The organism is Sphingobium sp. JS3065 (genome assembly GCF_026427355.1).
Lineage (GTDB): Bacteria > Pseudomonadota > Alphaproteobacteria > Sphingomonadales > Sphingomonadaceae > Sphingobium.
This window is the reverse complement of sequence record NZ_CP102665.1, coordinates 1-26850: the sequence shown is the minus strand read 5'-3', so window position 1 is coordinate 26850 and position 26850 is coordinate 1. Positions and strand designations below refer to the sequence as shown.

Sequence of the window (26850 nt, the reverse complement as noted above, 5' to 3'; positions counted from 1 at the left end):
CGGGTGACTGAACGGGTCACCCGCGCGCGGTGAGAGAGGAGCCACTCAGCCCGTCACATCCGCGATCATCATTTCGCGCAGCAGATATTTCTGCACCTTGCCGGACACCGTCATCGGGAAGCTGTCGATGAAGCGGACATAGCGCGGCACCTTGTAATGCGCGATCTGCCCGCAGCAGAAGGCGATGATGGTGTCGGCGTCCAGCGTTTCCCCGGCGCGCAAACGGACGCAGGCCATGACTTCCTCGCCGAACTTCTCATCGGGAACGCCAATGATCTGGACGTCCTCGACAGCCGGGTGCCGGTAAATATGTTCCTCGATCTCGCGCGGGTAGATATTCTCGCCGCCCCGGATGATCATGTCCTTGATCCGGCCGACGATGCGGGCATAGCCCTCCGCGTCGACGACGGCGAGGTCGCCGGTATGCATCCAGCCGTCGCGGATGGCGTCGGCGGTCTTTTCCGGATCGCCCCAATAGCCGATCATGACCGAATAGCCCCGCGTGCACAGTTCGCCGGACTGGCCGCGTGGCACGATCTCGCCCGTTGCCGGATCGACGATCTTCACCTCCAGATGCGGCTGGACGCGCCCGATGGTGCCGACGCGCCGTTCCAGCGAGTCGTCCACGGCGGTCTGGAAGCTGACCGGGCTGGTTTCGGTCATGCCATAGGCGATGCCGATGTCGCGCATGTGCATTTGCGTCATCACCTTGCGCATCACCGCTTCTGGACAGGGTGATCCCGCCATCAGCCCGGTGCGCAGGCTCGACAGATCGAAGCGGGCGAATTCGGGGTGCTCCAGCTGCGCGATGAACATGGTGGGCACGCCATGGAGCGCGGTGCAACGCTCCGCCTCCACCGTCTGCAGCACGGCGAGCGGGTCGAAGCCAGCGCCGGGATAGACCATCGTCGCGCCGTGGACCAGACAGGCGAGATTGCCCATCACCATGCCGAAACAATGGTAAAGCGGCACCGGGATGCACAGCCGGTCACCCGCCCCCAATCCCATGCCAAGACCAACGAAATAGGCGTTGTTGAGCACATTGCGGTGCGACAGCGTCGCCCCCTTGGGCGAACCGGTGGTTCCGCTGGTGAACTGGATGTTGATCGGGTCGTTGGCCTGAAGGCCAGCGGTCAGTTCCAGAAGCGCTCGCTCGGTCGCTTCGGTCCGCAAACCCGCGACATCGTCAAACTGCAACCAGCCTGGCCGGGGATCGCCACCCATCTTAATGATGTGGGCAAGGTCCGGCAGGCGTTCCGACCTGGCCTCGCCCGTCACGGCCAGATCCGGAATCAGCGTCTCGACCATCGCCACATAGTCGCTGCTCTTGAAGGCGGTTGCGCAGACCAGCGCCTTCACCCCGACCTTGCGCAGCGTATATTCCAGTTCCGACGGGCGGTAGGCGGGATTGATGTTCACCTGCACGATACCGGCGCGCGCGGTGGCGAATTGCGTGATCGCCCATTCGACGCAGTTGGGCGCCCACACCGCCAGCCGATCGCCCGGCCGCAGCCCCAGCGCCAGCAGCCCGGCCGCGAACGCATCGGTCGCGGCGTTCAGCTCCGCCCATGACAGCCGCACGCCCTGGTGCCGGGACACCAGCGCCTCCGCTTCGGGCCAGCGGCGGGCCGCGAGCTCCAGCGCAGCGCCGATCGTATGTTCGATCAGCGGCGGCCCGATCGCCCCAACCAGAAGGCTGAGTTCAGGTACAGTCATGCGGTGGCTCTTTCACTTTATGGGGGTGGCGACGATCTTTTCATTCCGAGCGCCATTGTTCAGGCACATGCCGCTCTTTCACCCCGGCCCGCTGCTTGTCGAGCGGACTGGGGGCGGTGCGCAGCGGATTGAACCGGGCGACCGCGCGCGCAAGCCGGGCCTGCATGGCCTTGAGTATATCGGGGTGGAGCGAGGCGACGCTATATTGTTCGCCTGGCCGGCTCATGTCGTAAAGCTGGGGATAGCCCCGCTTGTCCAGCAGGATGAAATAATCCTGATAAAGGTCGGCATTCACATATTTCCATTTCTGCGTGCGGATGCCGACGACTTCCTCGCCCTGGAACAGTACCAGCTCGTCATGGGGCGTGGCGGCTTTGCGCAAGAGGACCGGGCCGATGTCCTTGCCGTCCAGTTCCACGCCCTGTGGCGGCGCCACCCCGGCCAGCGCGCAGAAGGTCGGCAACAGGTCGGTGCCCATGGCGATGGCGTCGGATCGCTGGTTGGCGGGAATATGCCCCGGCCAGCGCGCGATGAAGGGCACGCGATAGCCGCCGTCGAAACCCGCGCCGCCCTTGCGCTGCCGCAGGCCGCCGGTCGATCCTTCGAACCATGGCCCATTGTCCGAACTGAAGATCACCAGCGTATCGCGGTCGAGGCCCAGCCGCTTGAGCTTCTCCATCAGCCGGCCGACGATGGAATCGATCTCCATCACCGTGTCGCCATAGGCACCCGCATGGAGCGATTTTTGTTCGAAACCGGGCGCGGGATAGTTGGGCAGGTGCGGCGAGCTCAGCGCCAGTTCGAGGAAAAAGGGCTTGCCCTGCTGCTCCTCCAGAAAGCGTTCCGCGCGCGTGTAGAATTGCTGCTGAAGACGGGGAAAGTCCGGTTCCCATTCGCCGCGCTGGCCGGTTTTGTCGAATTCATAGACCTTCAGCGGAGAAATATCGTGGCTGTAAGGCAGCCCGTAGAAGAGGTCGAACCCATAATTGGTCGGCGCCCATGCAGGGCCGCTATGACCCAGGTGCCACTTGCCAATCAGGGCGGAGGTGTAGGCGGGCTTCAGCGCCTTTGCGATCGTCACCTCCGACTGCGGCATGACCCGGGTATCGCCAGTGTTCAACACCTTCGACATGCCCGAACGGATCGGATAGCGCCCCGTGAGCAACCCCGCGCGCGACGGGGTGCAGACATTGGCCGGCGCATAATAGTCGGTAAGGGTCATGCCCTCCCGTGCCATGCGGTCGAGGTGCGGCGTCGGAATATCGCGACCGCCCATGGGGCCGATGTCGCCATAGCCCAGATCATCGCAATAGATGACGATGAAATTGGGAGCGCGCGTGGGGGTGGCCGCGTGCGCAAGGCTCGCCGACATCAAACCCATTCCACCTGCCAGAAATTTCCGCCTGTCCACTTTTCTCAGTCCTTCATTCGTCATGATTGTTCGAGGCGCACCAAGGATGCTCAGCGCGTCGGCCTGAGCTGCGCATCCAGGAAACGGAACGTCAGGTCCAACGCCCGCAGGCTGGCCGCGCGGGTGGCGGCCTCATCGACGCCCGTCCAGCCATGGGCCGCCCCCGGTATCAACTCCAGCGTGACCGGAACCTTCGCCGCCTTCAGCTTGTCCGCCAGCGCCTGCGACTGAGCCATGGAGACGGTCTTGTCCTGCGTGCCATGGATCAGCAGCATCGGAGGATCTTTAGCATCGACATATGTCACCGGGCTGGCAGCGGTGACGGTTCGCGGATCGCAGACGCTGTTCTTGCAGTCGAGATAGATATCCTTCGCGCGCGACGCGGCCGACTGGGGCGCATTCGAAAAGTCGAAAAGCCCGTACCAGGTCACCGCTGCCTGGACGCAATCGCTTTCGCCCGGATTGCTCTTGTCCTCTCCGCTGGGCGGATGGCCGCAGTCAAGCGCGGCGAGCGAGGCCAGCTGGGCGCCGGCCGAAGCGCCCCAGATCGCCACGCGCCGCGTATCGACGCCATAACGGCCGGCATTGGCCTTCAGGAAGCGGATGGCGGTGCGCACATCGTTAACCGCCGCCGGGAAAGGCGCTTCGCCACCCAGCCGATATTCGAGCGACGCCACGACATAGCCCTTCGCAGACAGACCGGCGAAAACCGCTGGCAGGTTGGTGAAGGCGCCCAGTTCCCGGGTGTTGCCGATCATCCACCCACCGCCATGCACATAGATGACCAGCGGGTGTGGCCCCTTCGTCCTGGGACGGTAAAGATCCAGGGTGATCGGCCGATAACCCACGATGGTGGAATAGGTCACGTCCGCGCTGGCTCTGACGCCCTCGGGGAAGTTCAGCACACGCTCGGGCATGGAGTCGTTGGTGACGGGCTTGGCCGATATGGCCGGAACCACCGTCCGTGCCTGCGCGGGCGCCGTCAGCGTCCCTGCGAAGGCCACCATCGCGGCGAATATCATGGCATGTTTACGCATTCAGCAACTCCTTGGGGCGCGGGTCGGGCGACTGGGGCTTGAGATCATGCGGACGCATCGCCTTTCCCTCGGATGACGCAGCGAAAGCCGATGTGGGAGGTCGAGCTGTCCACTGCCTGCGGATGCCGTGCCGCCGGGCGATACCGTTGGCAATAATTGGGCGCGCAAAGGTGCGAACCGCCCTTCACCACCTTCCGCCCGATCGGCAGGTCCGGCATGGCGGGATCGAGGCTGCCACGCTTCGTACCACCACGCGGGTTGGCGGGAACGCAACAGCTGCCCCTGGATTTGCGTTCGATACGCGGCTGGCTGTACCAGTCAGCCGTCCATTCCCAGACGTTGCCAATCATGTCGAACAGGCCATGGCCGTTGGCGGGATAGGTGCGGACCGGTGACGTCCGCTCGTAACCGTCGGCCAGCGTGTTACCATAGGGAAAGGCGCCCTGCCAGTAATTGGCGAGCATCCGGCCACCGGGCGCCAGTTCGTCTCCCCAGGCGAATTCCGCAGCTTCCAGCCCGCCGCGCGCGGCATATTCCCACTCCGCCTCCGTCGGCAGCGCTTTGCCGGCCCATTGGGCGTAAGCCTCCGCATCGGCGAAGGCGATATGAACTACGGGATGATCCTCCAGCCCCTCAAGGCTGCTGTCAGGCCCATAAGGATGGCGCCAGTCCGTGCCAAGACTGAAATGCCACCATTGCGTATAGTCCATCAAATCGACCGGCCCCGCCGTACGCTGGAACAACAGCGATCCCGCGCCCACCAGCGCTGGGTCCATGCCGGGATAGAGGCTGGGGTCGGGTGGGATTTCCGCCCATGTGCGATGGTTTGTGGCCTCGACAAAGCGGGCGAACTGGCGATTGGTGACCGGCGTCTCATCTATCCAGAAGCCGTCGACGCGCACCATACGCGCGGGAGACTCCTCTGGATAGAAACGGTCCGATCCCATGCGGAAAATCCCGCCGCCCACATAGTGCATGCCATCAGTCATCGCCAAGCCCATTTCTTCCTGTAGGCAGACCCGGTAAACCGAGCGCGCCGTAGCTCTTCGAGCGGAAAGGCTATGCACCAACCCACCCATCAGAACCAGTCGATCTGCCGTGCGAAGCGCCAGCTGTTATTCATGAGCGAACAAGGGTTTCTATCGCTGATGGGCTGCGTCTGCGGGTGGACAGACATAACTTGCGGCCTTGTCCGGGTCCGCCCCCGGCGTGAGCACGGCGCGCGCAGGGAAGGCGCAATGCAGCCGCTCCCTCGCTGGCGCGGCGCCTGATGACGCCGGTGCGGCCCTGCTGACGCCGATAACGCTTTCAGGCGCTCGGCCGCCCTCCACCCATTGGCGCAGCGCCATCGCGATATTGTTTTCCGGGCGCGCATCCTTGGCTGGCGCGTTGAGTTCGCCAAACAGTTCCGCCCCCGTGCCGCCCATGCAATGCTGCATGCCGGGGATCATGAAGAGCCGCGTTGAAGCCGCCGCCTTCGGCCCGGACTGTTTGAAGACATTGTCATAAAAGTCGATCGTCTGTTCGGGCGGTATCGCCGCGTCGGCCCAGCCGTGATAGAGGATCAGCTTGCCGCCATGCTCGAAAAATCGCGACAGGTCGGGCTGCACGTCGAGCACGCCGCTCAGCGCCGCGCTGATTCTGGGCGGATCGGTCTTCCAGTTGAAATTTTCCACCGGCCCAAGCGGCGGCGACATCAGGCTCTGGAGCACGCCCGCGGCCAGCAGGCTACCCTGCGGCGGCGCCTTGCCGCCTGCGGTGATATAGCCGTCCCAGCCCAGGAACGGGACCGGATTTCCCGCCTCCGCCCCCGACGCGAGAAAAGCGAAGGACCGAGGCGCATCAGCCGGGCGCGGCGGTCCGGCATAGATTTGGCCCAGCGCCTTGATCTGCGGCGCGGAAAAACATTGGGGCGCGCTGCTCTTGCCGCAGGACAGCCGCGCAAGGTCGGGTCGGCAGACCCGGGGATCGTCGATCAGACCGTCGTTCAACCCGTCCAGGCGATCGCATTGCCTTAGCACTTCGCCCTGAAGGAACAGCATCTGCTCTGGCCGCAGGGCTGCGCCAGGCGCGCGCTGGGCCTGCTGCGTCCACAGCATGGTGCCGATTGATCTGGTGATCTGCGCGGCGGGGGCGCCCGCCAGGATGCCGTCATAATCTTCGGGAAAGCGCGAAGCCTCCATCAGCCCCTGTCGCCCGCCGTTGGAGCAGGACTGGAAATAGGATTTGTCCGCCGCCCGGCCATAATAGGCAGCGACCAGCTGCTTGGCGTTCACGGCTGTCAGATGAATGGCGCGCCAGCCATAATCGCGCAGTTTGACGGGATTGCCCGTCGCCCAGGACGCCTCATGGGGCAGTTCGGCGACATGGCCCGTATCGGTCGAGGCCGTGGCATGGCCAGTGCGCATCGCATCGCCAAGATCGCGGTATCGAATCGATCCGGCAAGCCCGCCATTGCCGACGCCCAGATAACGGCCGTTCCATTGAGCGGGCAACCAGACTTCGAACCGAATGTCCGACCCCGGCTCTGGATGGATGCGACCCACGACACGGCAGAAAGCAGGAAGTCCGGAAATCGACACGGTGCTGCCGGACCCGTCCGATGCCCTTGCGGTCGCGCCCGATATGGGCAGATTTGCAGGCTGGAAGGCCGCGCTGATGATGTCGGTATCGGTCAGGACCGCGCGGGACAGCGCAGTGCATGCCGCCTCCCCGCCGGTTTCCACCGCAGCGGCCCGCGGGGCTTGCCCCGGCGCAGCATGGGCGGCCAGGCAATGCAAGGCGAGAATAGAGGCAGACGCCAGGGACAAAACCGCTTTTGCTGCCATCGTCATCTTGCTCCTACCAGCGTTTTTTTTTGCGCCTGGTGGGTTACGAGGTGGAGCCGCTGCCGGATGTCGGCGCGGCTCGCCCCTCCTTCCAAAAAAAGGAGCGGGAGCGCGTCGCCGCGCTCCCGCCCAACCCCTTAGAAGCTGTAGCGTACACGGCCACCGATATAGCGGCTGTTGATACGTTCAATCACCCGTTGGAGCGCGCCGTTCGGGCTGAAGCTCTGCTGCGGAATGAAGGTCTGCTCATTTTCCTTGAACAGGTTGCGGACGAACAGTTCGGCAGTGATATTCGAGTTGCGAACACCCACGTTGACATCGACATAGGTCGTGTCGGGCAGGTAGGACGTCGGCCCGCGCAGCAGGTCGGTGCGCTGCTTCGACGCATATTTGACCAGCGGTGCGATGAAGGCTTCAAGCCCGTCGCCATTCACAGGCACGCTGTAATCCAGCGTCAAGGTGCCACGCCATTTCGGCGCCCGGTTGAGCAGTTCGCCAGCAAGGTTGCCCTGGGTGAAGTACTGCGCTGCCGTCGGCGCGGTCGGGTTCGCGACGAAGCAGGCTGATGTGTTGCGGACCGCGTTGATGTAGCAAGGCGCATTGGGGAAATCGAGGATCTTCGCCTCGGTATAGGCGACATTGAGATCCGTGCGCAGGTTGGACATCAGGCGGGCCGAAGCCGAAAATTCCACGCCGCGGGTGCGGACCTTGCCGACCGAAGCAAGCTTGCGCTGCGGCGGCTGGTTCGGATCAATGACAACGCTCGTCTGCACCTGGTAATTTTTGTAGGTGCTGTTGAACAGCGAAACGTTCAGCGTCAGCGCCCGGTCGAAGAACTGCGACTTCATGCCGAGTTCAAAGGACTTCACCGATTCCTGGGGCAGGGTCGAAATGCCAGCCGCGCTCAGCAGACCATTCGTATCGGACTGGTCGAAGATCGGGCCCTGCTTCGCCTTGGCGAAGGTGCCATAGAACATGAGATCGCGGTTCACGCGATACTGCGCGCCGATGTCATAGTTGAGGAAGCTGTCACCGCCCGAACCCTTGCCGGTCGCGGCGACCTGCGAAGCGGCGAACGTCCGAATGACGCCATCCGACGTCAGCTTCTGGGTTGCGGGAAGCGTCGGAACCTTGGCCCGATAGCCCACCTCGTCCTTCTCGAAACGGATGCCGCCCTGCAGCTTCAGCTGTTCCGTGATGTCATAGTCGGCATGCGCATAAGCCGCATAGGACTTGGTATCGAACTGGCCGTTCGTCACCGCGGGGAAGAGATAGCGGACGAAATCATTTTCCGACTTCTCGTTCGAGAAGAACAGACCTGCGACATAATGAAGCGGCCCGACATCGGCGGAGTTGAGGCGAAGTTCCGACGTGTAGGACTCAACCTTCAGCCTGGAATGAACCAGACCATCAAATTCCGGCCGCACGTTCAGATCGGCCAGCGGGATCACGCCCAGGCCGAAGTCGATGTCACGCTTTCTGTCTTCATTCAGGTAGGAGTTGATCGAAGTCAGCGTCGTTCCGCCCGCCGTTTCAAAGGTCAGGCGCAGGATGCCGCCATAGTCGACGGTGCGGGATTCGCCATTATAGAGGCTGGCGTAGTTCCGGTTGCTCAGGCTCGGCGTCACGCCGGGCTGCATCTGCGAGAAAGGCCGCTTGTAGACGTCGCTCGGGAAGTTGAACCCTGCCGGAACATAGGCGAAGGGCGCGATCTGGTTGTCGCCATTCTGGTGGCTATACTGATAGAAAGCGGTGACATCGACCGTGAACTGGTCGGACAGCAGCAGCTTGACCTTGTTGCGCGACCCGTAGGTGTAGCTGTTGGACCACTGGTCGAGATAGATGTTCTTGGTCAGACCGCGGAAGCCGTCAAAATATTGCGACGTGCTGATCTGGATCTTGTCGCTGACCGGGCCGGCTAGGAAGAAGGCAGCCTGCTTCTGCTGGTCCGAAGTGTAGAGCAGATTGGCAAAGCCGGTCCATTCCGCCGATGGGCCGCGCGTCACCATGTTGACGAGGCCGCCGGTCGCGTTGCGGCCGGCCAGCGTGCCCTGCGGGCCAGGCAACACTTCAATGCGCTCTACGTCGAGCAGGAAGTTGGACAGCGTGGTTGACGAAGGCTGCGGAATGTCGTCCAGAACGATGCCGACCTTGTTGGGCGCGTTGACGCTCGACGCGCCGGTGCCGACGCCGCGGATCGCCAGCGTCTGGCCTTCACCAGCGATGGTGGGCACAAGCTTCTGCAGCTCGCCGATATTGACGATATTCTGCCGTTGCAGCGCGCCGGAGCCGATCACCTGGACCGACTTGGGAATGTCCTGCACATTCTCTGCACGCTTATTGGCGGTCACGATGATCTCGTCGCCAGCGGGCGCTTCTGGCGTAGTCTGAGCGGCGGCACTCTGAGCAACCGCCGGTGCCGCAAAAGCAGCGCCCAGCGAAGATCCGGCCAGAAGTGCGTATTTGTAGAAACTGTTCATGAAATCCTCCCCATCTAATCAGGCAATCGAAACGCACCTAATTCGTCGAACGTCTATGCGTCTTAGCAAATCCCCGTTGTGCGGCATTCCACTTCCCCTCGCGCGCGAGGCGTCTTTATTCTAGTTATTTTAGCTGTCATTTACATTTGACAACGTTACCAATAATTAGCGAAATGCGCGCAAAGACGTGCTAATTCAAGCTGTCGGGACCAAATTCGCATCTGCGATGTCCTTTGAAAACGCTTCTTGGGGCTTCCGCGGCTCACTGCCTGCAGCATAGAGATGAGGAGCGGACGACCCGGCCGCGGAAATTCGACCGGGTTCGCCCCACTCCCCCTTTGTGCGTCAGCCTCGGGCGCGCAGTTCGATGATGCTGTTGCCGAACGGCTCGTCGCGATTCTTCAGCGCGGTCTTGAAGCCATGCTCCTTCATGTCCGACTTGAAGCCGGAACGGCGCGGGCCGGTGCTCAGATGTCCGCGCGCATCCATCTCGATCGCCATGCGCTGGATGTTCATCATTCCCATCTGCTCGAGCGCGAGATTGACGATCCGCTTGTGCGCCGCGTTCAACTCCGGATCGACCAGCGCGACCCGGGCGGCCAGCTGCATCACATAATCGTCCAGTTCCTCGGCCGGCACCGATTCCATGATCAGGCCGAGCTTTGCCGCATCCTTGCCAAGGAGCGTGTCGCCAGTCATCAACAGGCGCTTCGACCATTGCGGCCCGACATGATAGGTCCACATATGGGCCGGCGGGGAACCGTTTGCCCGGGTCGCGGGAAAGCCGATCTTGGCGTTGTCGGCGGCGACGACCATGTCGCAGCGCAGCGCGATGTCGGTGCCGCCGGCCAGGCAATTGCCCTGCACCTTGGCGATGACCGGCTTGTGCATGTCATAGATGATGTTCGGCAGTCCCTGGAACCGTTCCATGTTCCAGCAGTCATTGTCGAAGCTGCCGGCAGGAGCCCGATAAGGGATCGACGGGTCTGGCCCCTGACCATCATCATCATAGCGCTCATAGGAGGAAATCAGGTCGTATCCGGCGCAGAAATCCTTACCCGCGCCCTCCAGCACGGCGGCGTGAACATCGTCGCGAGCGTCCGCCTCCAGCAGGGCGTCGCGCATTTCGATCACCATCTGGTTGGAGAGAGAGTTGCGCTTGTCCGGCTGGTTCAGCGTGATCCGGGCAACCTGACCCACCACTTCGAACAGCACCATGTGGGGATTGCGCAAATATTTGCCTGCATATTCCTGCATCTATTCCTCCTAAATCATCCGATCAAAAAAGCTGCCGCGCCTCAGCAAAGGGCACACCGAAGCTGGAGCGCATCGACAGCCTTATTTCTTCCATTCCATCCCACCGCTGGCCTTGCGCTCGGCCAGCGTGCGACGCTCTATCTCGCCTGCTTCCTCCAGCGTCGTGCGGAAGCCCTGATCAATCACGCCCTTGGCAAGCGCGACCAGTTTCGGATCATGCGCCGCCATCATCGTCGCCAGTTCGACGCCGCGCGGGACAAGCTGCTCCTGCTCGACCAGTTCGTTCACCAGCCCGATCCGCAGGGCCGTCTCCGCACCGATCGGCGCGCAGGTCAGCATCATCTGCCGCGCCCATCGCGCGCCCACGATACGCGGCAGCAGGGATCCCATGCCGCTTCCCGAAAGCGCGCCGATCCGGGCATGGGTGTCGGCGAAGCGGGCCTGCGGTCCGGCAATCGCAAAGTCGCAGGACAGAACCAGTTCCAGCCCGCCGGTCATGGCCGCGCCGCCGACCGCGGCGATCAACGGCTTGCCCAGCAGCGGGAGCGCGGTGATCAGTTCGGTGACCTTGTGCCGGGGCGCATCAGGCGCGGAAAAAGATTTAAGGTCCAGCCCAGCGCAAAAGGCAGGTGGCGCACCAGTCAACACCCCTGCGCGCCATTTGCTGTCGGCTTTGAACTCTGCCAATGCAGCCGACAGCTCTTCCGCCAGTTCAAGGCTGATCGCGTTGCGCGCATCGGGCCGGTTCATGGTCAGCAGCAGCACGCCTTCGGCCACCTCGCTGCGTAGAAGGATATCAGTCACGCTTGCTCCTCGAAAAATACAATCACATCGCGGGCGAAGGCTTCCGGCTCTTCCATCGCGGCGAAATGGCCGCCCGAGTCCATGACGGACCAGCGCGCCACATTATATTTCTGTTCGGCAAGGCGCCTGCTCGGCATCGGATAAAATTCTCCGGGGAAGTGCGCGAGAGCCGTAGGCACATTGATCCGCGCCGTGGACGGCGGTTCATGTTGAGTAACATAATAGAGCCAGAAGGACGAAATGACATTGTCGGTCGCCAGGTAGGTCATCATATTGGCGATCAGCTGGTCCTTCGAGAACCGGCTTTCCATGTCGCCTCCGGTATCGCCCCATCGACGAAACTTTTCCAGCAGCCAGCTGGCAAAGCCGACCGGATTGTCGTGCAAGGCCAGGCCAAGCGATTGCGGCCGCGTGCCCTGAACATGCTGATAGCCCGATTCCTCCCGCATCATGGCATGGACGGATCGCCAATAGGTGGCCAGTTCGACATCCGTCTCGCCATTGGGCACGGGTCCCATGAAGAAATTCAGGTGGATTGCGGAAACCACATCAGCATGATCAATAGCGAGCTGACATGCGACAATGCTGCCCCAGTCGCCCCCCTGCGCGAAGAAGCGGTCGTAACCCAGCACTTCCGTCATCAGCTTGCGCCACATCCGCGCCACGGTAGCCGGACCGAGCGGACCCAGCGGCCGACCGGACCAGCCATAGCCGGGCAGCGAAGGCACCACGACATCAAAGCCGGCCGCCGCGAGCTTTGGCATGACGTCCAGAAATTCCACCACCGACCCAGGCCAGCCATGCGTCAGAAGGATCGGCGGCATGTTGCCCCCGCCTTTTCCGCGCACATGATAGAAATGGATGTCCACCCCCTCAACCGAGGCCAGATATTGCGGCAGGGCATTCAAATTCCGCTCCGCCCGCCGCCAGTCATAGCGATCACGCCAATAGTCGATGAACTCTGCCAGATAGTCGCGGTCAGTGCCCCACTGCCAGCCGCCGCCCTCCGGCGCATAGCCAATACGGGCGTCAGCCAGACGCGCGGCGATCCGTTCCAGAACGGCATCGGAAACGGCGACGGTAAAGGGGCGAACGATCATAGCGCATTATTCTGGTTCAAGTGCGGCTTCGACGATACCTTGTATCTGGGAAATCAGAGCAACGATCGTATAGGCGATCACGTCGGCGCGATTGTCCTTTTATATGGTCATAGAACCTTGGGCACAACCAGACCGGATGCTGCCCGCCCGGTCTCCCACCTATTAGAGAGCTTTCGCATGTTTGACCTTACCGGACGGACGATACTCATAACCGGCGCTTCGTCGGGAATCGGGGCGCATATTGCCCGCCGCGCCTCGGCCGCAGGCGCCGCCATCGCTCTTGCCGCGCGACGCAAGGACCGGCTTGTCGACATCCAGCGCGAGATCGAAGCTGCTGGCGGATCGGCCTGTTCGGTTGAAATGGACGTCTCGGACGAGCAATCGGTTGCGGCCGGTTTTGACGCTGCGCAGGAAGCGCTCGGGCCCATCAATTCAGTGCTCGCAAATGCGGGAATGAATTACGCCTCATCCGCCCTGGGCCTGCCGATCTCGGAATTTGACAACATACTGAACGTCAATCTTCGCGGTGTTTTCATTACCGCGCGCGAAGGCGCCAAGCGGATGATCAGCGCGGGCGCGCAGGAAAAGGGGGATGGCCGCATCTTGCTGGTGGGATCGGTCGGATCACGCCATGTGCTGGACAAGCTCGTCGCCTATAACACCAGCAAAGCGGGCGTGCTGATGATGGGCCGGGCGCTGGCGAAGGAATGGGCGCTCAAGGGGATCAACGTCAACACCATCTGCCCGGGCTATCTCAAGACCGAACTCAACGCCGAATGGCTCGACGGTCCTGCCGGACAAGCGATGGTCAACGGCTTCCCGCGCAAGCGCGTCATGGAGGCTGAGGATCTCGTGCCAATGACCCTTTATCTGCTGTCGGCAGGCTCGCGAGCGGTCACCGGTGCCGCCTTCGACATTGACGACGGCTCCTTCCTCTAAGCGCTGATCGGGTTCGGGACAGGAAAAGCAGCCGCCTGTCCCGGTTCCCAAAATGTGCCAGCGCCACGCGAAATGATGGAGTTTGGCGCCAGGAAGCCCGCACGACTTCCCGATCACCATGGGGGAAGTGGTTGCCTTAGCCGCAATTCCAGCCACGGCATCGTCACGCAGGAGATTTTGATCAAGTGGGAAAAGCGTTACCCTTGTCAGCTCGGGAGCGACGGCTCTGGCGGGAACGGTTTTGATGCCAGCGGCGGCCAGACGCTTGCGAAGCTGTTGTGCAGCGCTCCTGCTTTTTCCGCTTGGGACAGTCGCTCAAGCGCAAACGCTTGCCGCAGGGGATCGACAGGAGGCGCGTTCCATCCTGTCGCTAGCGGAAGGTTGGCGCTTCAAATTGGGCGAAGAGGCCTTGAACGCCGATCGCCCTGATTTCGTGGACGCCGATTGGGCGACCGTTCGGGTGCCGCACAGCTGGAACCGGGTCGGCAACTATCTTACCCCCGACGCTGGCCGGATCAACAGCCCGGATAATCTAAACAAGACCCAGGGCGTGGGCTGGTATCGGCTCCGCTTCACGCCGCCCGCGTCGTTCCGGGGCAAGCGCGCCTATCTTCAGTTCGACGCGGCCAGCCGGACGGCCGAAATATGGCTCAACGGCCATCGGCTCGGCACGCATCGGGGCGGGTTCTCGCGGTTTCGCCTGGACGTCACCGACGCGCTGAAGCCCGGCCAGACCAATGTCCTCGTCGTCAAGGCCGACAACAGCAATCCGGAGGCAGACAGCGCGACCGCCGACGTTCTGCCGCTGCGGGGGGATTTCTTCGTCTATGGCGGCCTGTATCGGCCGGTAAGCCTGGTGGCGACCGCGCCGGTCCATCTCGACATGCTCGATTTCGGCGGGAGCGGCGTCTATGCCACGACCCGCTCGATCGCGGCCGACAAAGCGGCGGTTGACGTGCGCATCAGGCTGCGCAACGACGAAAGCCGCCCCGCCCCCGTCCAGCTGGTCAGCCGCCTGATCGACGCTGCGGGCAAGATCGCGGCAGAGCAGGTGCAGCCGCTTACCGTCAAGGGCCATGCGGGGCTGGAGTCGGTTCACAAGCTGAGCCTGGTGACGCCGCGCCTCTGGCAGGGCACGCAAGATCCTTATCTCTATCGCCTGGCCGTGGAGGTGCGATCACCTTCCGGCGCGGTGCTGGACCGGGTGGAGCAGCCCTACGGCGTGCGCCAGTTTCGGATGGACCCGGAGAAGGGCTTTTTCCTGAATGGCAAGCCGCTGAAGCTGCATGGGGTGGGATATCATCAGGATCGGGAAGGAAAGGGCTGGGCCTCCGCCCCCGAAGATGTCGAGTCCGATGTGAAGCTGCTGCGCGAGATGGGGGTGAACACCATCCGCCTTGCCCATTATCAGCATGGCCAGCCCATTCATGAACTGGCGGACCGCTATGGCATCATCCTTTGGGACGAAATTCCCTTTGTGTCAGCCTGGACATGGGGCAAGGCCATGGAGGCCGACGACAGGCTGCGCGCCAACGCGCGCCAGCAGTTGCAGGAACTGATCCGGCAGAATTACAACCACGCCTCCGTCGTGACATGGGGCATCGCCAATGAGGTCGATTTCGGCAATTCGCAGCTCAGCTATGTGGTGAATGGCGTCCGGACCCCGACGCCTGATCCCGTGCCGCTGCTGCGGGAACTGGACGCGCTCGCCAAGGCGGAGGACCAAAGCCGCCCAACCGTGCTCGCCACCTGCTGCGAAGGTCGGCCGTTCCCGGCGGACGTCGATGTGCCGTTCACGGCGGAGGGGGCCGACCTCAGCGGCGTGAATCGCTATTTCGGCTGGTATTACGGCACGACGCAGGATTTGGGTCCGAACCTCGACATGCTGCGTCGCCGCCGCCCCGCCCAGCCGCTCGCGATCTCCGAATATGGCGCGGGCGGCGCGACCAGCGTGCACACGGACCACCCGTTGGGGGGTCAGGTGAGCATCCGCGGCCGCGAGCAGCCCGAGGAATATCTGAGCTATTTTCATGAACAATCCTGGGCCACGATCGCGGCGCGTCCCTATCTCTGGTCGACCTGGCTCTGGAACGGCTTCAACTTTGCCACGACCATGCGCCGGGAGGGGGACGCCGACGACATCAATACGAAGGGCATGATCAGTTTTGACCGACGGATCAGGAAGGACCCCTATTTCTTCTACAAGGCCAACTGGACCGATACCCCGACCGTCCACATCAATGGTCGGCGCTATGTCGACCGACGGTACCAGGCGACGGACGTTCGGGTCTACAGCAACGCTCCGGCGACCGAACTGTTCGTCAACGGCCGGTCGGCGGGGGTGCTCAGCGATTGTGGCTTCAAAACCTGCGTCTGGCAGGTGCGGCTTGCGCCGGGGTCCAACCAGGTCGTGGCCCGGGGCCGCTTCCCGACAGGCGAAGTGGAGGACAGCGTGCGATGGCAGTTGCAGCCTGAAAGCGCCGCCACAGTCCGCATCGACAGCGGCGCGCTGATCCCCGCGAGCGACTCCCCGCGGCGGTTCGGTTCCGACGCCTTCTTTGACGGCGGGACGCCGCGCACGGTGGACAAGATCCCGATCATCCGGGGGGAAGCGCCGCGAACGGCGCAAGTGACCGGCGAGGATCCCGGCATCGCCCGAACCTATCGCGCGGGGACCTTCCGTTACGCCGTACCGCTCGACAATGGGCGCTACACTGTGACGCTCACCTTCCTCGAGCCTGACCTTCCCGTCGGCGCCCGCCTGTTCGACGTCATCGCCAACGGGCGGACACAGCTGACCGGGTTTGATGTCCACAAGGCGGCTGGCGCGCTCCTCACGTCCGTCAAGCGCCGCTTCCCCGTCACGGTGACCGGCGGCGTGCTGGACCTGCAGTTCAGGGCGCGTCAGGGAGAAGCGCTGGTTTCGGCCGTCGAGATCGAGCGCCGCTGACGGGGCCGAACGCCCCCTTCTTACACCAGCAAAGAGGAGGCCATATTTGTCCCGATCCCATGGCAAGCTCCGCCGTCTGGCTGCGCTGATTGTCGGCACCGCGGCTGTCGCGATGACATCGTGCAGCCATCCGGAAGCCGGGCCCTCGCCGCAGCGCGCCGCCACGCCCGCGCCCGCCGCAGGCCGCATGAATGTCCTTTTCATCATCGCGGACGACCTTCGCAGCGGGGGCGCCTTTGGCTCGGCGGAGGTGCAAACGCCCCATATTGATCGGCTTGCCGCGCAGGGCGTCCGTTTCCAGCAGGCCTATAGCCAGTTCCCCCTGTGCGGCCCGAGCCGCGCGTCGCTGCTTACCGGGCTGCGGCCCAATTCCGTGCGGGTCTATGACCTGTCGACATCGGTTCGCAGCAATCGGCCCGATGTCGTCACCCTCCCGCAATATTTCAGGCGCAACGGCTATTTCTCCGCCCGCGTCGGGAAGCTTTTTCACCAGGGCGTCCCCGGCGGCATAGGCAGGCCGATCGCGGCAGATCAGCATGACGATCCCGCTTCCTGGGATGTCGCGTTCAATCCGGCGGGGCATGACAAGGACGCTGAAAGACAGGACCTGATCACCAACCTGACCCCGGCGCTGCCCCTGGGCGTCGCGATTTCCTACCACGCCGACAAGGGGAGCGACGATCAGCAGACCGATGGCATGGTGGCGACGAAGGCCATCGAGCTGATCAACGCGAACAAGGACCGGGCCTTCTTCATCGCCGCGGGATTTTACCGGCCCCATGTGCCGGAGGTCGCGCCCGGTCACTATTTCGACCTCTATCCCAGCATCGCCTACAAGCCCGAGACCGTGAAAAATCGCGAGGCTGTTCTGCCCGCCGCGCGCGGGGCGGTCTACAAATATGCGAGCGCTCCGGCCGAAGCCCTGCCTGACCGGCAAAAGCGCGAATTCGTCCGCTCCTATTATGCGGCGACCAGCTTCGTCGACGCGCAGGTCGGCCGCATCCTAGACGCGCTGGAAAAGAGCGGGGTCGCGGACCGGACCATCGTGGTCTTCACCAGCGACCACGGCTTCGGTCTTGGCGAGCATGGCATCTGGCAGAAGCAGAATCTGTGGGAACAGTCGACCCGCGTGCCGCTGATCATTTCCGTGCCCGGCGCGCGGGCGAAAGGCCGTGTGTCGCGCCGGCTGGTCGAGCTGATCGACCTCTATCCGACCCTGACCGATCTGGCCGGCCTGCCCGCACCCACGCGCGTGGATGGCCGCAGTTTGCGCCCGCTGTTGGCGACGCCCAATGATCCGCGCTGGAATTTCCCCGCGCTCTCGCAGGTTCGGGGCGGCAGCAGCGTGCGATTTGCAAACTGGCGCTATACCGAATGGGGCCGGAACGGGGCTGAAGGCGTCGAACTCTATGACGTCAGGCAAGATCCGGGCGAATATCGCAATATCGCGGCACTGCCCCAACACCGCGCCCTGATCGCCCGCCTGCGCGCCATGTTGCCCGGCGATCCGCCTCCGTCGAGTGGAACCGAAACTGCCATCGGCGAGTGAGAGCAGCAGCGGACTTCAAATACGGATTTGTCAGGTGCGTCGGCTCTCCGCCATCTTGCGCAGTTCAAATTTCTGTATTTTGCCCAAGGGCGTCCGAGGCATCTCGTCCAGCACGAACAGATGACGCGGAACCTTGTAATTCGCCATTCTTTCACGCGCCCATTCTGTCAGTTCCGCCAGCGTCAGCGCCTGCCCCGGCTTCGGGACGATGCAGGCAGCCGTGACCTCCCCCATTCGCTCGTCGGGCAGTCCGATCACGGCAGCTTCGGCAATCGCGGGATGCTGGCCCAGCATGATCTCGATCTCGACCGGATAGGCGTTGAAGCCGCCGACGATGACGATGTCCTTGATCCGGTCGAGGATGCGCAGCCGCCCCTCCTCGTCCATCGCCGCGACATCGCCGGTATGCAGCCAGCCATCCGCGTCGATGGTCGCGGCGGTCTGCTCGGGATCCTCGAAATAGCCCTGCATGACGTTGGGGCCGCGGATCAGCAATTCCCCGCTCTCGCCCTGCGGCATATCCTTGCCCTGTTCGTCGACGATGCGCCATTCCTCCATCGGTATCGGCCGCCCGACCGTCGAAACGATCGCCTCGATCGGATCGCCCGCGCGGTTGGTGGCGATCATCGCCGTCGCTTCGGTCTGGCCGAAACTGGTGAGGAAGATGTCGAAGCCCAGTCGCTCATACCCTGCGCGGATGATGTCGGGCGGCGTCTTGGCGCCCCCGGTATGGCCGCTGCGCAGCGAGGAAATGTCGCGCTTTTCAAAATCGGGATGCTGCAACAGGGAATAGAAAATGGTCGGCGCGCCCGACAGTTGCGATATGCGCTCGCGCTCGATCATTTCAAGCATCGCGCCCGCGTCAAAGGTGGCCAGCGGATATATTGTCATGCCAGCGGTGAGCGCGGACATCCAGCCGGACCGATAGCCGAAGGAATGGAAGAAGGGATTGACCACGGCCATCCGGTCCGCATCGGTCAGTTCATTGGACTCATTCCACAGGCCCGCCATCCACAGACCCTGCGCGTGGCTGTGCATCGCGCCCTTGGGGCTGCCGGTCGTGCCGCTGGTGAACAATATATCCGCCGTCGTGTCGGGTTCCACCGCCGCCGCCGCCGCGGCAAAGGCCGCGCGGGCGCTGTCGGAAACATCAGCCAGCGCGAAGCCCGGCGCGTCCAGCTCGACGATCTTGAGCAAATGCGGCAGGTCCGCCGCCGGGCGCCCTTCCCCCGGACCGCCGGCCGCCGCGATGATCATCGCGGGATAATCGACCCCCAGAAACCGCCCCACGGTGCAGACCAGGCAGGTGCGCGCCTTTTCAAGCACATAGCGGATTTCCGGCCCCTTGAACCGGGTGTTGATGGGAACCATGATCGCGCCGATGCTCATCACTGCGGTGGCGGCCACGATCCACTCGACGCTGTTCGGCGCCAGCATGGCGACTCGATCGCCCTTGCGCACGCCCATGTCCAGCAGTTCGGCGCCGAAGCTCGCGACTCTGGCGGCGAAGCCCGCAAAGGATGTAACCGTGCCGTCCTCGGCAATGCAGAAGGGCTTTTCGCCATAGCGGGCGGCGGCATGAGCCACGATCTGTGGAATCGTGTGGTCCAGGCTGATCTCCAGCCCTGAAAAAAAACGCGAACCATGGCCCATTGATGTCGTCCGTCCCTGCATAGCTGCTACACCGGATGGACGCGGCCGCCCATGGTGGCGATAGTCCGCGCACCTTCCGTCGCATCGTGACTGCTCGCCCGGAGGCTCGCCGTAAGCAAGGCTAGAATGCAGCCATCGCATATGCGAAAGAGCGCGTGCGGCTTGCAGCGCACGCGGCGGACATGCGATGCCCCAAGGAATGATGCCATCCATGCTTGGGAGCGGGCGAGTTTCCAGCGCCGCGATGGTACGCCAGCAGAACAATGGAAAGGCTGTGCCGTGACGAACGAAGTAACCGAGAAGGGACGTCTGATCTTTGGGGAACTGATGGGCGAAGGCGCCGCCGACGCGATGGGCCATGTGCTTGCCAATCGCGGATTCGGCGGGGATCTGGCCGAAATGGCCTGCCAGTTCGCCTTCGCCTCTGTCTGGGGACGCGACGGGCTGGAGCGCAAGCAGCGCAGCCTCGTCACTTTGGGCGTTCTGATCGCCCAGCGCCAGACCGCCGAGCTCAAGAACCATGTGCGCATTGCGCTCAACAATGGCCTGACCGTTCGGGAACTAGAAGAAGCGCTGATCCAGGCCACGCCCTATGTCGGATTTCCGGCCATCGCATCGGCGACGACCGCTATCGTAGAGGTTCTGCACGAGCGGGGCATCGCCACCGACACCAAAACCTTCGAGGAACGCGGCCTGCTCTGAAGCTTCAGAACCGCATCACTGCTCCTCGTTCATCGCCAGCCTGATAAGCGCCCCTCCGCTCTCGACAGGGGCGCGGCCGGATTGCAGGCAGATGGCTGATCAATTTTCAGGAGATCGAAGCGGATCATGACCGATCGGCATCCATCGGACGGCCCGGAAATCGCCTTCCAGAAACATCTGGCCGCAGGACGCTTCATGCTCCAGCGCGGCGTGCGGACGGGCACGTGGGTCTATTATCCTCGCGCTGTCGCGCCCATCACGGGCGAAGACCTCGAATGGGCGGAACCTTCCGGCCTTGGAACGGTCTATTCCACGACCGCGATCCGCAAGCGCCCGCCCGAACCCTCCCTCAACATCGCGCTGATTGACCTTGACGAAGGTCCGCGCATGATGAGCCGGGTGGAAGGGATCGACGCGCAGGAGGTGAAGATCGGCATGCGGGTCAAGGCGCGGATTGTCGCTGGCGAGGGGGAGGACGCCCCCCATCTTGTGGTCTTCGGTCCGGTGGAGAGCGGACAATGACGGCTTTCCCGAGCGCCCGCGCCGCCATCGTTGGCACCGCCACCTTCGGCGCCCCGCGCTGCCCCGGCCACGAACCGATCGACATGGCGGCCATCGCCAGCCGCGACGCGCTGCACGAGACGGGGCTGAGCTTCGCCGATGTCGATGGCGTCTTCTATACGGGGTCGGACGACACGTTCGGCGGCGCGATGAACCTGGCGCAATATTGCGGCATCCCCGCGCCCAAGGTGCTGGAGAACAGCCGGACTGGCGGCAATGTCTTTCTTTCCTATATCGAGCAGGCCGCCTATCTGCTGGATGCCGGGCTGATCAATTGCGCGCTGATCGCCTATGGGTCGAACCAGGCGTCCGCCACCGGCAAGCTGTCGCGCACCAACAAGCCCTTCCGTTACGAGGCCTGGTATCAGCCGCTCAATCCGCTCTCCGGCTATGCGCTGGCGGCGGCGCGGCATATGCACGTCTATGGCACGACCAAGGAACAGCTGGGCGAGGTCGCGCTGGCGGCGCGCAAATGGGCGCAGCTCAACCCCGAAGCAGCGGTGCGCGAACCGCTGACGATGGACGACTATATGGCGGCGCGCATGATCTCCGATCCGCTGGGCAAGCTGGACTGCTGCCTCGTCACGGATGGCGCGGCTGCGATCGTCCTGACCCGTGCCGACCGGGCGCGCGATCTGGCGTCAAAGCCCGTCAGCCTGCTTGGCGCGGCCAGCATGACCAGCCATTCGCACATTTCGTCCATGCCCGACCTGACCGTCACGGCGTTGGCAGAATGTGGTCCCCGCGCGCTCGCATCGGCGGGCCTGTCGCCCGCCGACATCGACGTCGTCCAGCTCTACGACGCCTTCACGATCAACACGATCCTGTTTCTGGAGGATCTCGGCTTCTGTCCGAAGGGCGAAGGCGGCCGGTTCGTCGCGGGCGGTCGGATTGCGCCGGGCGGCGATTTGCCGGTCAACACCAATGGCGGCGGGCTGTCCTGCATGCACCCCGGCATGTACGGGATGTTCACGGTGATCGAGGCGGTGCGCCAGTTGCGCGGCGAATGCGGCGATCGTCAGGTGGCGGGCGCCAGAACCGCCATCGCGCAGGGCAATGGCGGTCAGCTTTCCAGCCAGTCGGTCTGCGTGCTGGCGGCCGAATGACAGTTTCCGGCGGGATGCCGCGCAGTATATGGTCGCCGGTTGCACAGGTTTTGCACCCGGCTTTACTTGAGGAAGCATAGGCAAGATGGACCTCGCGTTCGATCCGCAACTGGAAGAATTTCGCGCCACGGTGCGCCAGGCCATCGCGGAGATGCTGCCGCCCCGCATCGCCGAGCTGCAAAGGGCGCATGGCGGCATCAATTCGGGCCATGCCGAAACGCTGGAATGGACCCGAATTCTGAGCGAGCGCGGCTGGTCCGTGCCCCATTGGCCGAAGGAATATGGCGGCACCGGCTGGACGCCGATGCAGCTCCATATCTTTCTGGAGGAATCCAGCAGCGCTTGGGCGCCCGACACCTGCTGGGGCGCGACGCACATGTGCGGGCCGGTGATCTACACCTTCGGATCGGATGCCCAGAAGCAGACCTTCCTCCCCGCCTTCCGCGAGGGCCGCTATTTTCTGGCGCAGGGCTTTTCCGAACCCGGCAACGGATCGGATCTGGCGCGCCTGCGCACCGCCGCGCGGCGCGAGGGCGATCGCTATATCGTCAACGGGCAGAAAATCTGGACCGGCGGCGCCTTCGCGTCCGAATGGGGCTTCTTCCTGGTCCGCACCAACCCGGACGTGAAGCCGCAGGCGGGAATCTCCTTCCTGATGATCAAGCTCGACACGCCGGGCGTCACCATCCGCCGCATCCCCCAGATCAACGGCGACGCCGACCTGTGCGAAGTCTTCCTGGACAATGTCGAGGTTCCAGCCGAAAATCTGATCGGCGAGGAAGGCATGGGCTGGACCTATGCCAAATTCCTGCTCGACCATGAACGCACGACCAGTAGCTTCATCTTCACCAACAAGCGTGAATTGGCCCGCGCCAAGGCGCTCGCCGCGGTCGAGCAGATCGACGGCAGGCCAGTGGCCGAACATCCGGATTTCCGCAGCCGGATCACCCGGATCGAGGCGGAAGTGACGGCGCTGGAATGGTCGGTACTGCGCGAACTGGCGAATGAGGAGTTCAAATATGACCGCACCGCGGCCGCGTCCACGCTGAAAGTGGCGGGATCGCGCCTGCAACAGGCGATCACGGAGCTTCAGGTCGACATATTGGGGCCACGCGCGCTGCGCTTCCACGCCTTTGAACCGGAGGAGCGCGACGATGCGGGTCCGCTATGGCCGACCCATGCCGAAGGCCGCACCGCGAATGCGCTGATTGCCCGCGCGTCGACCATCTATGGCGGCACGCTTCAGGTGCAGAAGGGCATCATCTCCAAATTGGCCTTTGGTCTTTAAAGGGCGGGAACAGACAATGGATTTCAATCTTTCCGACCTTCAGCGCATGCTGCTCGACAGTGCCGAGCGCTATATCGGCGACCATTACAGCCTGGAGCATCGTCGGTCGCTGCGCGACAGCGCCGACGGGATTGATCACGCTGCCTGGCAGACCTTTGCGGAACTGGGATGGCTTTCCATCCTGGTGCCGGAGGAGCTGGGCGGGCTGGGCGGCTCGATGGCCGATGTCGCGGTACTGGCGGGCGCCCTTGGCAACCGCTGCGTCAGGGAGCCGTTCACCAGTTCGGCGGTCCTTTCCTGCACGCTGCTGGCCGGCGCGGGGGAAACGCAGGGCGCCGTCCTTGAAAGCCTCGTGGCTGGAGAGGCGCGCATCACGCTTGCCCATGACGAGCCGGGAGAGCGCTATGATTATCGCTCGCCACGCGCCGTCACGCTGGCGGAAGCGGGCGGCACGCTCGCCCTCTCCGGGCAGAAGATGATGGTTCTCGACGCGCCTTCGACCACGCATTTCATCGTGTCGGCACAGGGGGCGGACGGCCTGGCGCTGGTTCTGGTGGCGGCGGATTCCGCCGGGGTGAGCCGGACCGACTACGCCCTTTATGACGACTCGCGCGCGGCGGACGTCGCCTTCGACAGGGTGGCCGTGAGCGGGGAGAATATCCTCGCATCCGGAGCGGCGGCCGAAGCGCTGCTGGGGCTGGCGCTCGATCGCGCGCGGATCGCTCTCGCCGCCCAGTCCGTGGGGGCGATGGAGGCAGAGCTGGAAATCTGCTCCGCCTATCTGAAGGAACGGCAGCAATTCGGACAGGCCATCGGCAAGTTCCAGGCGCTGCAACATATCATGGCCGACATGTTCGTCGCGGCGCACCAGGCCCGCTCGATGCTGTATTTCGCGCTGTCGCAGCTCGATGCGCAGGCGGCCGAGCGTGAACGGGCCGTCGCGTTGGCGCGGGTCCATATCGCGGAGGCGGCGCAGCTGGTGTCGCGTCAGTCGATCCAGCTGCATGGCGGCTATGGCGTGACCGACGAATATGAAGTGAGCCACCATTATCGTCGGCAGCTGATCATCGAGAAGCTGTACGGCGATCTGGCTTATTCCTTCTCGCGCGCGGCAGCCTGAACAAGCGCCAGGTGCGTGCCAGGCTCCGCCGGGGAACCCCATGGATTTGGGGCGCCCCGGCGCGATTATCCCTCAATAACGGATGCGCAATTCGATCCCGTAGCTGAACGGCGGCGGCAGGAATTCGCCAAAGCCGCCGCCTGAGGCCGCCCCGTCGAAGCCAAATGTATAGGCCGTGCTGTTAAGGATATTCTTCCCGAACAGCGCCACCTCCCCCTTCATCGAGCCGACCGGAATGTCACGGAGCGCGATGCGACCGTTCATCATGTTGGTCCTGGTCTGCGGCCGGCTGTAATCGGGCGCGAGCGAAACAACCGGCAGGCCGCCGGGCGTGGTCCAGTGGCCGGTGGATAGCGCATAGTCGAGATGTAGCACCAGCTTGCCCATACCAAGGTCAGGCGTTTCATAGTCTGCGGCGATATTGCCCGAATGCCTGGGCGCCTGAACCGCATAGAAGCGAGTGATATCGACCGCCGCCGTCAGGGGATTGTCATAATCCTGATAGCGCGCCGTATCAATGAAGCTGTAGCCCGCCGACAGGGTCAACCCGTCAGCCACGCGCAGCACCGCTTCCGCCTCGATCCCGTCCACCTTCAGCGGCTGGGCCAGATTGACGCTGGTGGTCAATGCCGGATTGACCGTCGGCTGTTCCTGGAAGACGCTCTGCAGCCCCTTCACGGTCTGATGATAATAAGCGACGTTGAGCGAAAGCCGCCGGTCGAACATCCGCGCCTTCAGGCCAACTTCCAGCGACTCCACCTCTTCCTCGTCATAGCTGGAGAAGTCGGACGAGCGCACATTGACGCCGCCGGCGCGATAGGCCGTGGCATAGCGGACATAGGCGTTCACCTCATCGGTGAAATTATACTTCACCGTAAAGGCCGGATCCCAGCGCTTCGCCCGGAAGAGCGCGGGCGGCGGCAGCGGCCCGCTGGGCGAGGTTTCGGTATAGGGCGGCAGCGCCAGCGGCTGGATATAGGTGCGCACCGCGACCTTCTTGTCGTCGGAATAGCGGATGCCGGCAGTCAGCTCCAGCCGATCGTCAAGAATCGGCGGCGTGTAGGTGCCCTGGGCATAGACGCCGTAGGAATCGGTCTTGGCATGCTGCTCCGACCGCCCGGTCATGCAGAATTCCACGCCGATGCAGCCTGACAGGGCAGCCGGCGTCAACCCCAGCGCGGGCGCGTTGAGCCCCGGCCCGGTGACATAGGAGCGCCGCTGGTCGCTGACCTTTTCACGGAAATAGGTGCCGCCGATGGTCAGGTCCAGCCGGTTGAAACTGCCGATCGCCTGGAATTCCTGATACCATTGATTCTGGTCCACATCCTCTCGCCCGCCGCTCGCGCGCACGATCCCGGTGGAGGAAGCGCCCGCGACCAGCGCGTCGCCCAGCGTGCTCGACCCGTGACGGCTCGCCTCGCGATAGGAGGTGATCGACTTCAGCGTCAGCGCGTTCGACAGGTCATATTGCAGCGTCAGCACATGGCCGTGCGCCTTGGTCCGGAAGAACTGATTATAGGTCGGGCTGTTGACGCGCTCGGGATAGTCGTCGGTGCCCGCCGGCATTGGCGAATAGGGGGTGACGCCCAGGATCGAGACCGGGGTCCAGACCAGATAGGGCTGCGAATCCTTGATGCTCGAATCATCATAGGCATAGTTGGCGCGGAAGCCGTCGAACGGGTTCCATTCCGCCGCGATGCGGAAGCCGAAACTGTCGAAATAGCCGTAATCCGCCTGCTGGCTGTAGACGCCCTTGGGTTCGTTCTTCGTATAGGCGTCATGCTGCGAATGGACGATCGAGCCTTGCAGCCGCAGATTGGCGAATTCTGGCAGATCGACGCGCAGCCGCTCGCGGTCATGCCCGTAATTGCCGACCTGGCCGCTGGTGTCGAAGCCGAACTGGCCGCTCGGCCGGCGCGACACGAACTGCACCGCGCCACCTTCCGCATTGCGGCCGAACAGCTGCCCCTGCGGCCCGCGCAGAAATTCGATGCGCTCCGGATCGATCAGTTCCAGCCCCAGGCCCTGCGCCCGGCCCAGCGGAACGCCGTCGATATAGAGAGGCACGACCAGATCCTGCGTGCCCTGCGTGCTGTCGGCGATGCCGATGCCGCGCGCGCTGATCGCAAGGATGGAAGGCGTGCCTGAAAAGGGCGCGAACTGCATGCCCGGCACGGTGCCGTTGGCGATGTCGCCAAGACCGTTGATGCCGCGCGCGGTCAACGCTTCGGACGAGATGGCCGTCACCGCCAGCGGCGTGGCTTGCAACGTCTGTTCACGGCGCGTCGCCGTCACGATGATCTCGCCAAGCCCCTGTTCGGCATTGCCCGTCTGCGCGGATTGCGCCAT

General features: G+C 63.5%; 19 protein-coding genes. 8 read left to right on the top strand and 11 right to left on the bottom strand.

All coding sequences use genetic code 11. From position 1 onward, the window contains the following. Positions 1 to 45: 45 nt before the first annotated feature. The 9 genes from NUH86_RS17585 to NUH86_RS17545 all read right to left on the bottom strand — a co-directional run bounded on the left by NUH86_RS17585 (position 46) and on the right by NUH86_RS17545 (position 12633). Positions 46 to 1716 (bottom strand): AMP-binding protein, encoded by a 1671-nt coding sequence (locus NUH86_RS17585; protein ID WP_267252618.1) that lies wholly within the window; start codon positions 1714 to 1716, stop codon positions 46 to 48. 40 nt (positions 1717 to 1756) lie between these two features. Then, entirely contained in the window at positions 1757 to 3088 is a 1332-nt protein-coding gene (locus tag NUH86_RS17580) for a sulfatase (RefSeq protein ID WP_267252617.1), read from the bottom strand. A gap of 89 nt (positions 3089 to 3177) precedes the next feature. Continuing rightward, entirely contained in the window at positions 3178 to 4164 is a 987-nt protein-coding gene (locus tag NUH86_RS17575) for an alpha/beta hydrolase (protein ID WP_267252616.1), read from the bottom strand. A gap of 44 nt (positions 4165 to 4208) precedes the next feature. Then, on the bottom strand, positions 4209 to 5153 hold the full coding sequence (locus NUH86_RS17570; RefSeq protein WP_416365390.1) for a formylglycine-generating enzyme family protein: 945 nt from the start codon (positions 5151 to 5153) through the stop codon (positions 4209 to 4211). Positions 5154 to 5303: 150 nt separating this feature from the next. Further along, on the bottom strand, positions 5304 to 6992 hold the full coding sequence (locus tag NUH86_RS17565; RefSeq protein WP_267252615.1) for a tannase/feruloyl esterase family alpha/beta hydrolase: 1689 nt from the start codon (positions 6990 to 6992) through the stop codon (positions 5304 to 5306). Between the two features lie 137 nt (positions 6993 to 7129). Further along, positions 7130 to 9472, bottom strand: coding sequence for a TonB-dependent receptor (locus NUH86_RS17560; RefSeq protein WP_267252614.1), 2343 nt, complete (start codon positions 9470 to 9472; stop codon positions 7130 to 7132). Positions 9473 to 9817: 345 nt separating this feature from the next. Further along, positions 9818 to 10729: a crotonase/enoyl-CoA hydratase family protein gene (locus NUH86_RS17555; RefSeq protein ID WP_267252613.1), complete on the bottom strand. Its 912-nt coding sequence runs from the start codon at positions 10727 to 10729 to the stop codon at positions 9818 to 9820. Between the two features lie 81 nt (positions 10730 to 10810). Next, the gene (locus NUH86_RS17550) at positions 10811 to 11533 is read right to left on the bottom strand and encodes an enoyl-CoA hydratase-related protein (RefSeq protein WP_267252612.1); all 723 of its coding nucleotides are present in this window, start codon (positions 11531 to 11533) and stop codon (positions 10811 to 10813) included. Further along, a complete protein-coding gene (locus NUH86_RS17545) occupies positions 11530 to 12633 on the bottom strand; it encodes an epoxide hydrolase family protein (RefSeq protein WP_267252611.1) in 1104 nt (367 codons plus the stop codon). The genes NUH86_RS17550 and NUH86_RS17545 overlap by 4 nt, the downstream gene beginning before the upstream one ends. Positions 12634 to 12810: 177 nt before the next feature. On the opposite strand from NUH86_RS17545, the gene NUH86_RS17540 reads away from it, so the two are divergent. The 3 genes from NUH86_RS17540 (at position 12811) to NUH86_RS17530 (ending at position 18071) form a co-directional block, all read left to right on the top strand. Further along, entirely contained in the window at positions 12811 to 13572 is a 762-nt protein-coding gene (locus NUH86_RS17540; protein WP_267252610.1) for an SDR family NAD(P)-dependent oxidoreductase, read from the top strand. Between the two features lie 244 nt (positions 13573 to 13816). Continuing rightward, the gene (locus tag NUH86_RS17535) at positions 13817 to 16522 is read left to right on the top strand and encodes a glycoside hydrolase family 2 TIM barrel-domain containing protein (protein WP_416365379.1); all 2706 of its coding nucleotides are present in this window, start codon (positions 13817 to 13819) and stop codon (positions 16520 to 16522) included. Positions 16523 to 16568: 46 nt separating this feature from the next. Next, positions 16569 to 18071 carry a sulfatase gene (locus NUH86_RS17530; RefSeq protein WP_267252609.1) on the top strand — a complete coding sequence of 501 codons (1503 nt, stop codon included), beginning with the start codon at positions 16569 to 16571 and terminating at the stop codon, positions 18069 to 18071. A gap of 30 nt (positions 18072 to 18101) precedes the next feature. On the opposite strand, the gene NUH86_RS17525 is transcribed toward NUH86_RS17530, so the two are convergent. Then, positions 18102 to 19724: an AMP-binding protein gene (locus NUH86_RS17525; RefSeq protein ID WP_267252608.1), complete on the bottom strand. Its 1623-nt coding sequence runs from the start codon at positions 19722 to 19724 to the stop codon at positions 18102 to 18104. A 279-nt stretch (positions 19725 to 20003) separates the two neighbouring features. On the opposite strand from NUH86_RS17525, the gene NUH86_RS17520 reads away from it, so the two are divergent. From NUH86_RS17520 to NUH86_RS17500, 5 genes are all read left to right on the top strand, one after another. Beyond that, entirely contained in the window at positions 20004 to 20426 is a 423-nt protein-coding gene (locus NUH86_RS17520) for a carboxymuconolactone decarboxylase family protein (protein WP_267252607.1), read from the top strand. A 126-nt stretch (positions 20427 to 20552) separates the two neighbouring features. Beyond that, positions 20553 to 20948: a Zn-ribbon domain-containing OB-fold protein gene (locus NUH86_RS17515; protein WP_267252606.1), complete on the top strand. Its 396-nt coding sequence runs from the start codon at positions 20553 to 20555 to the stop codon at positions 20946 to 20948. After that, a complete protein-coding gene (locus tag NUH86_RS17510) occupies positions 20945 to 22093 on the top strand; it encodes an acetyl-CoA acetyltransferase (RefSeq protein ID WP_267252605.1) in 1149 nt (382 codons plus the stop codon). Before NUH86_RS17515 ends, NUH86_RS17510 begins: the two co-directional genes overlap by 4 nt. Before the next feature lie 85 nt (positions 22094 to 22178). Beyond that, positions 22179 to 23381, top strand: a complete 1203-nt coding sequence (locus NUH86_RS17505; protein ID WP_267252604.1) for an acyl-CoA dehydrogenase family protein — start codon at positions 22179 to 22181, stop codon at positions 23379 to 23381. Positions 23382 to 23397: 16 nt separating this feature from the next. Continuing rightward, positions 23398 to 24501 carry an acyl-CoA dehydrogenase family protein gene (locus tag NUH86_RS17500; protein ID WP_267252603.1) on the top strand — a complete coding sequence of 368 codons (1104 nt, stop codon included), beginning with the start codon at positions 23398 to 23400 and terminating at the stop codon, positions 24499 to 24501. Between the two features lie 72 nt (positions 24502 to 24573). Here the strand turns inward: NUH86_RS17500 and NUH86_RS17495 are convergent, their stop codons facing one another. After that, on the bottom strand, positions 24574 to 26850 hold the full coding sequence (locus tag NUH86_RS17495) for a TonB-dependent receptor (RefSeq protein ID WP_267252602.1): 2277 nt from the start codon (positions 26848 to 26850) through the stop codon (positions 24574 to 24576).

Excerpts from the sequence above, each read along its gene's own strand:
- NUH86_RS17585 (WP_267252618.1), bottom strand. The coding sequence starts at position 1,716 with ATGACTGTACCTGAACTCAGCCTTCTGGTTGGGGCGATCGGGCCGCCG.
- NUH86_RS17580 (WP_267252617.1), bottom strand. The coding sequence starts at position 3,088 with ATGTCGGCGAGCCTTGCGCACGCGGCCACCCCCACGCGCGCTCCCAAT.
- NUH86_RS17575 (WP_267252616.1), bottom strand. The coding sequence starts at position 4,164 with ATGCGTAAACATGCCATGATATTCGCCGCGATGGTGGCCTTCGCAGGG.
- NUH86_RS17570 (WP_416365390.1), bottom strand. The coding sequence starts at position 5,153 with ATGACTGATGGCATGCACTATGTGGGCGGCGGGATTTTCCGCATGGGA.
- NUH86_RS17565 (WP_267252615.1), bottom strand. The coding sequence starts at position 6,992 with ATGGCAGCAAAAGCGGTTTTGTCCCTGGCGTCTGCCTCTATTCTCGCC.
- NUH86_RS17560 (WP_267252614.1), bottom strand. The coding sequence starts at position 9,472 with ATGAACAGTTTCTACAAATACGCACTTCTGGCCGGATCTTCGCTGGGC.
- NUH86_RS17555 (WP_267252613.1), bottom strand. The coding sequence starts at position 10,729 with ATGCAGGAATATGCAGGCAAATATTTGCGCAATCCCCACATGGTGCTG.
- NUH86_RS17545 (WP_267252611.1), bottom strand. The coding sequence starts at position 12,633 with ATGATCGTTCGCCCCTTTACCGTCGCCGTTTCCGATGCCGTTCTGGAA.
- NUH86_RS17540 (WP_267252610.1), top strand. The coding sequence starts at position 12,811 with ATGTTTGACCTTACCGGACGGACGATACTCATAACCGGCGCTTCGTCG.
- NUH86_RS17535 (WP_416365379.1), top strand. The coding sequence starts at position 13,817 with ATGCCAGCGGCGGCCAGACGCTTGCGAAGCTGTTGTGCAGCGCTCCTG.
- NUH86_RS17525 (WP_267252608.1), bottom strand. The coding sequence starts at position 19,724 with ATGGGCCATGGTTCGCGTTTTTTTTCAGGGCTGGAGATCAGCCTGGAC.
- NUH86_RS17515 (WP_267252606.1), top strand. The coding sequence starts at position 20,553 with ATGACCGATCGGCATCCATCGGACGGCCCGGAAATCGCCTTCCAGAAA.
- NUH86_RS17510 (WP_267252605.1), top strand. The coding sequence starts at position 20,945 with ATGACGGCTTTCCCGAGCGCCCGCGCCGCCATCGTTGGCACCGCCACC.
- NUH86_RS17505 (WP_267252604.1), top strand. The coding sequence starts at position 22,179 with ATGGACCTCGCGTTCGATCCGCAACTGGAAGAATTTCGCGCCACGGTG.
- NUH86_RS17500 (WP_267252603.1), top strand. The coding sequence starts at position 23,398 with ATGGATTTCAATCTTTCCGACCTTCAGCGCATGCTGCTCGACAGTGCC.
- NUH86_RS17495 (WP_267252602.1), bottom strand. The coding sequence starts at position 26,850 with ATGGCGCAATCCGCGCAGACGGGCAATGCCGAACAGGGGCTTGGCGAG.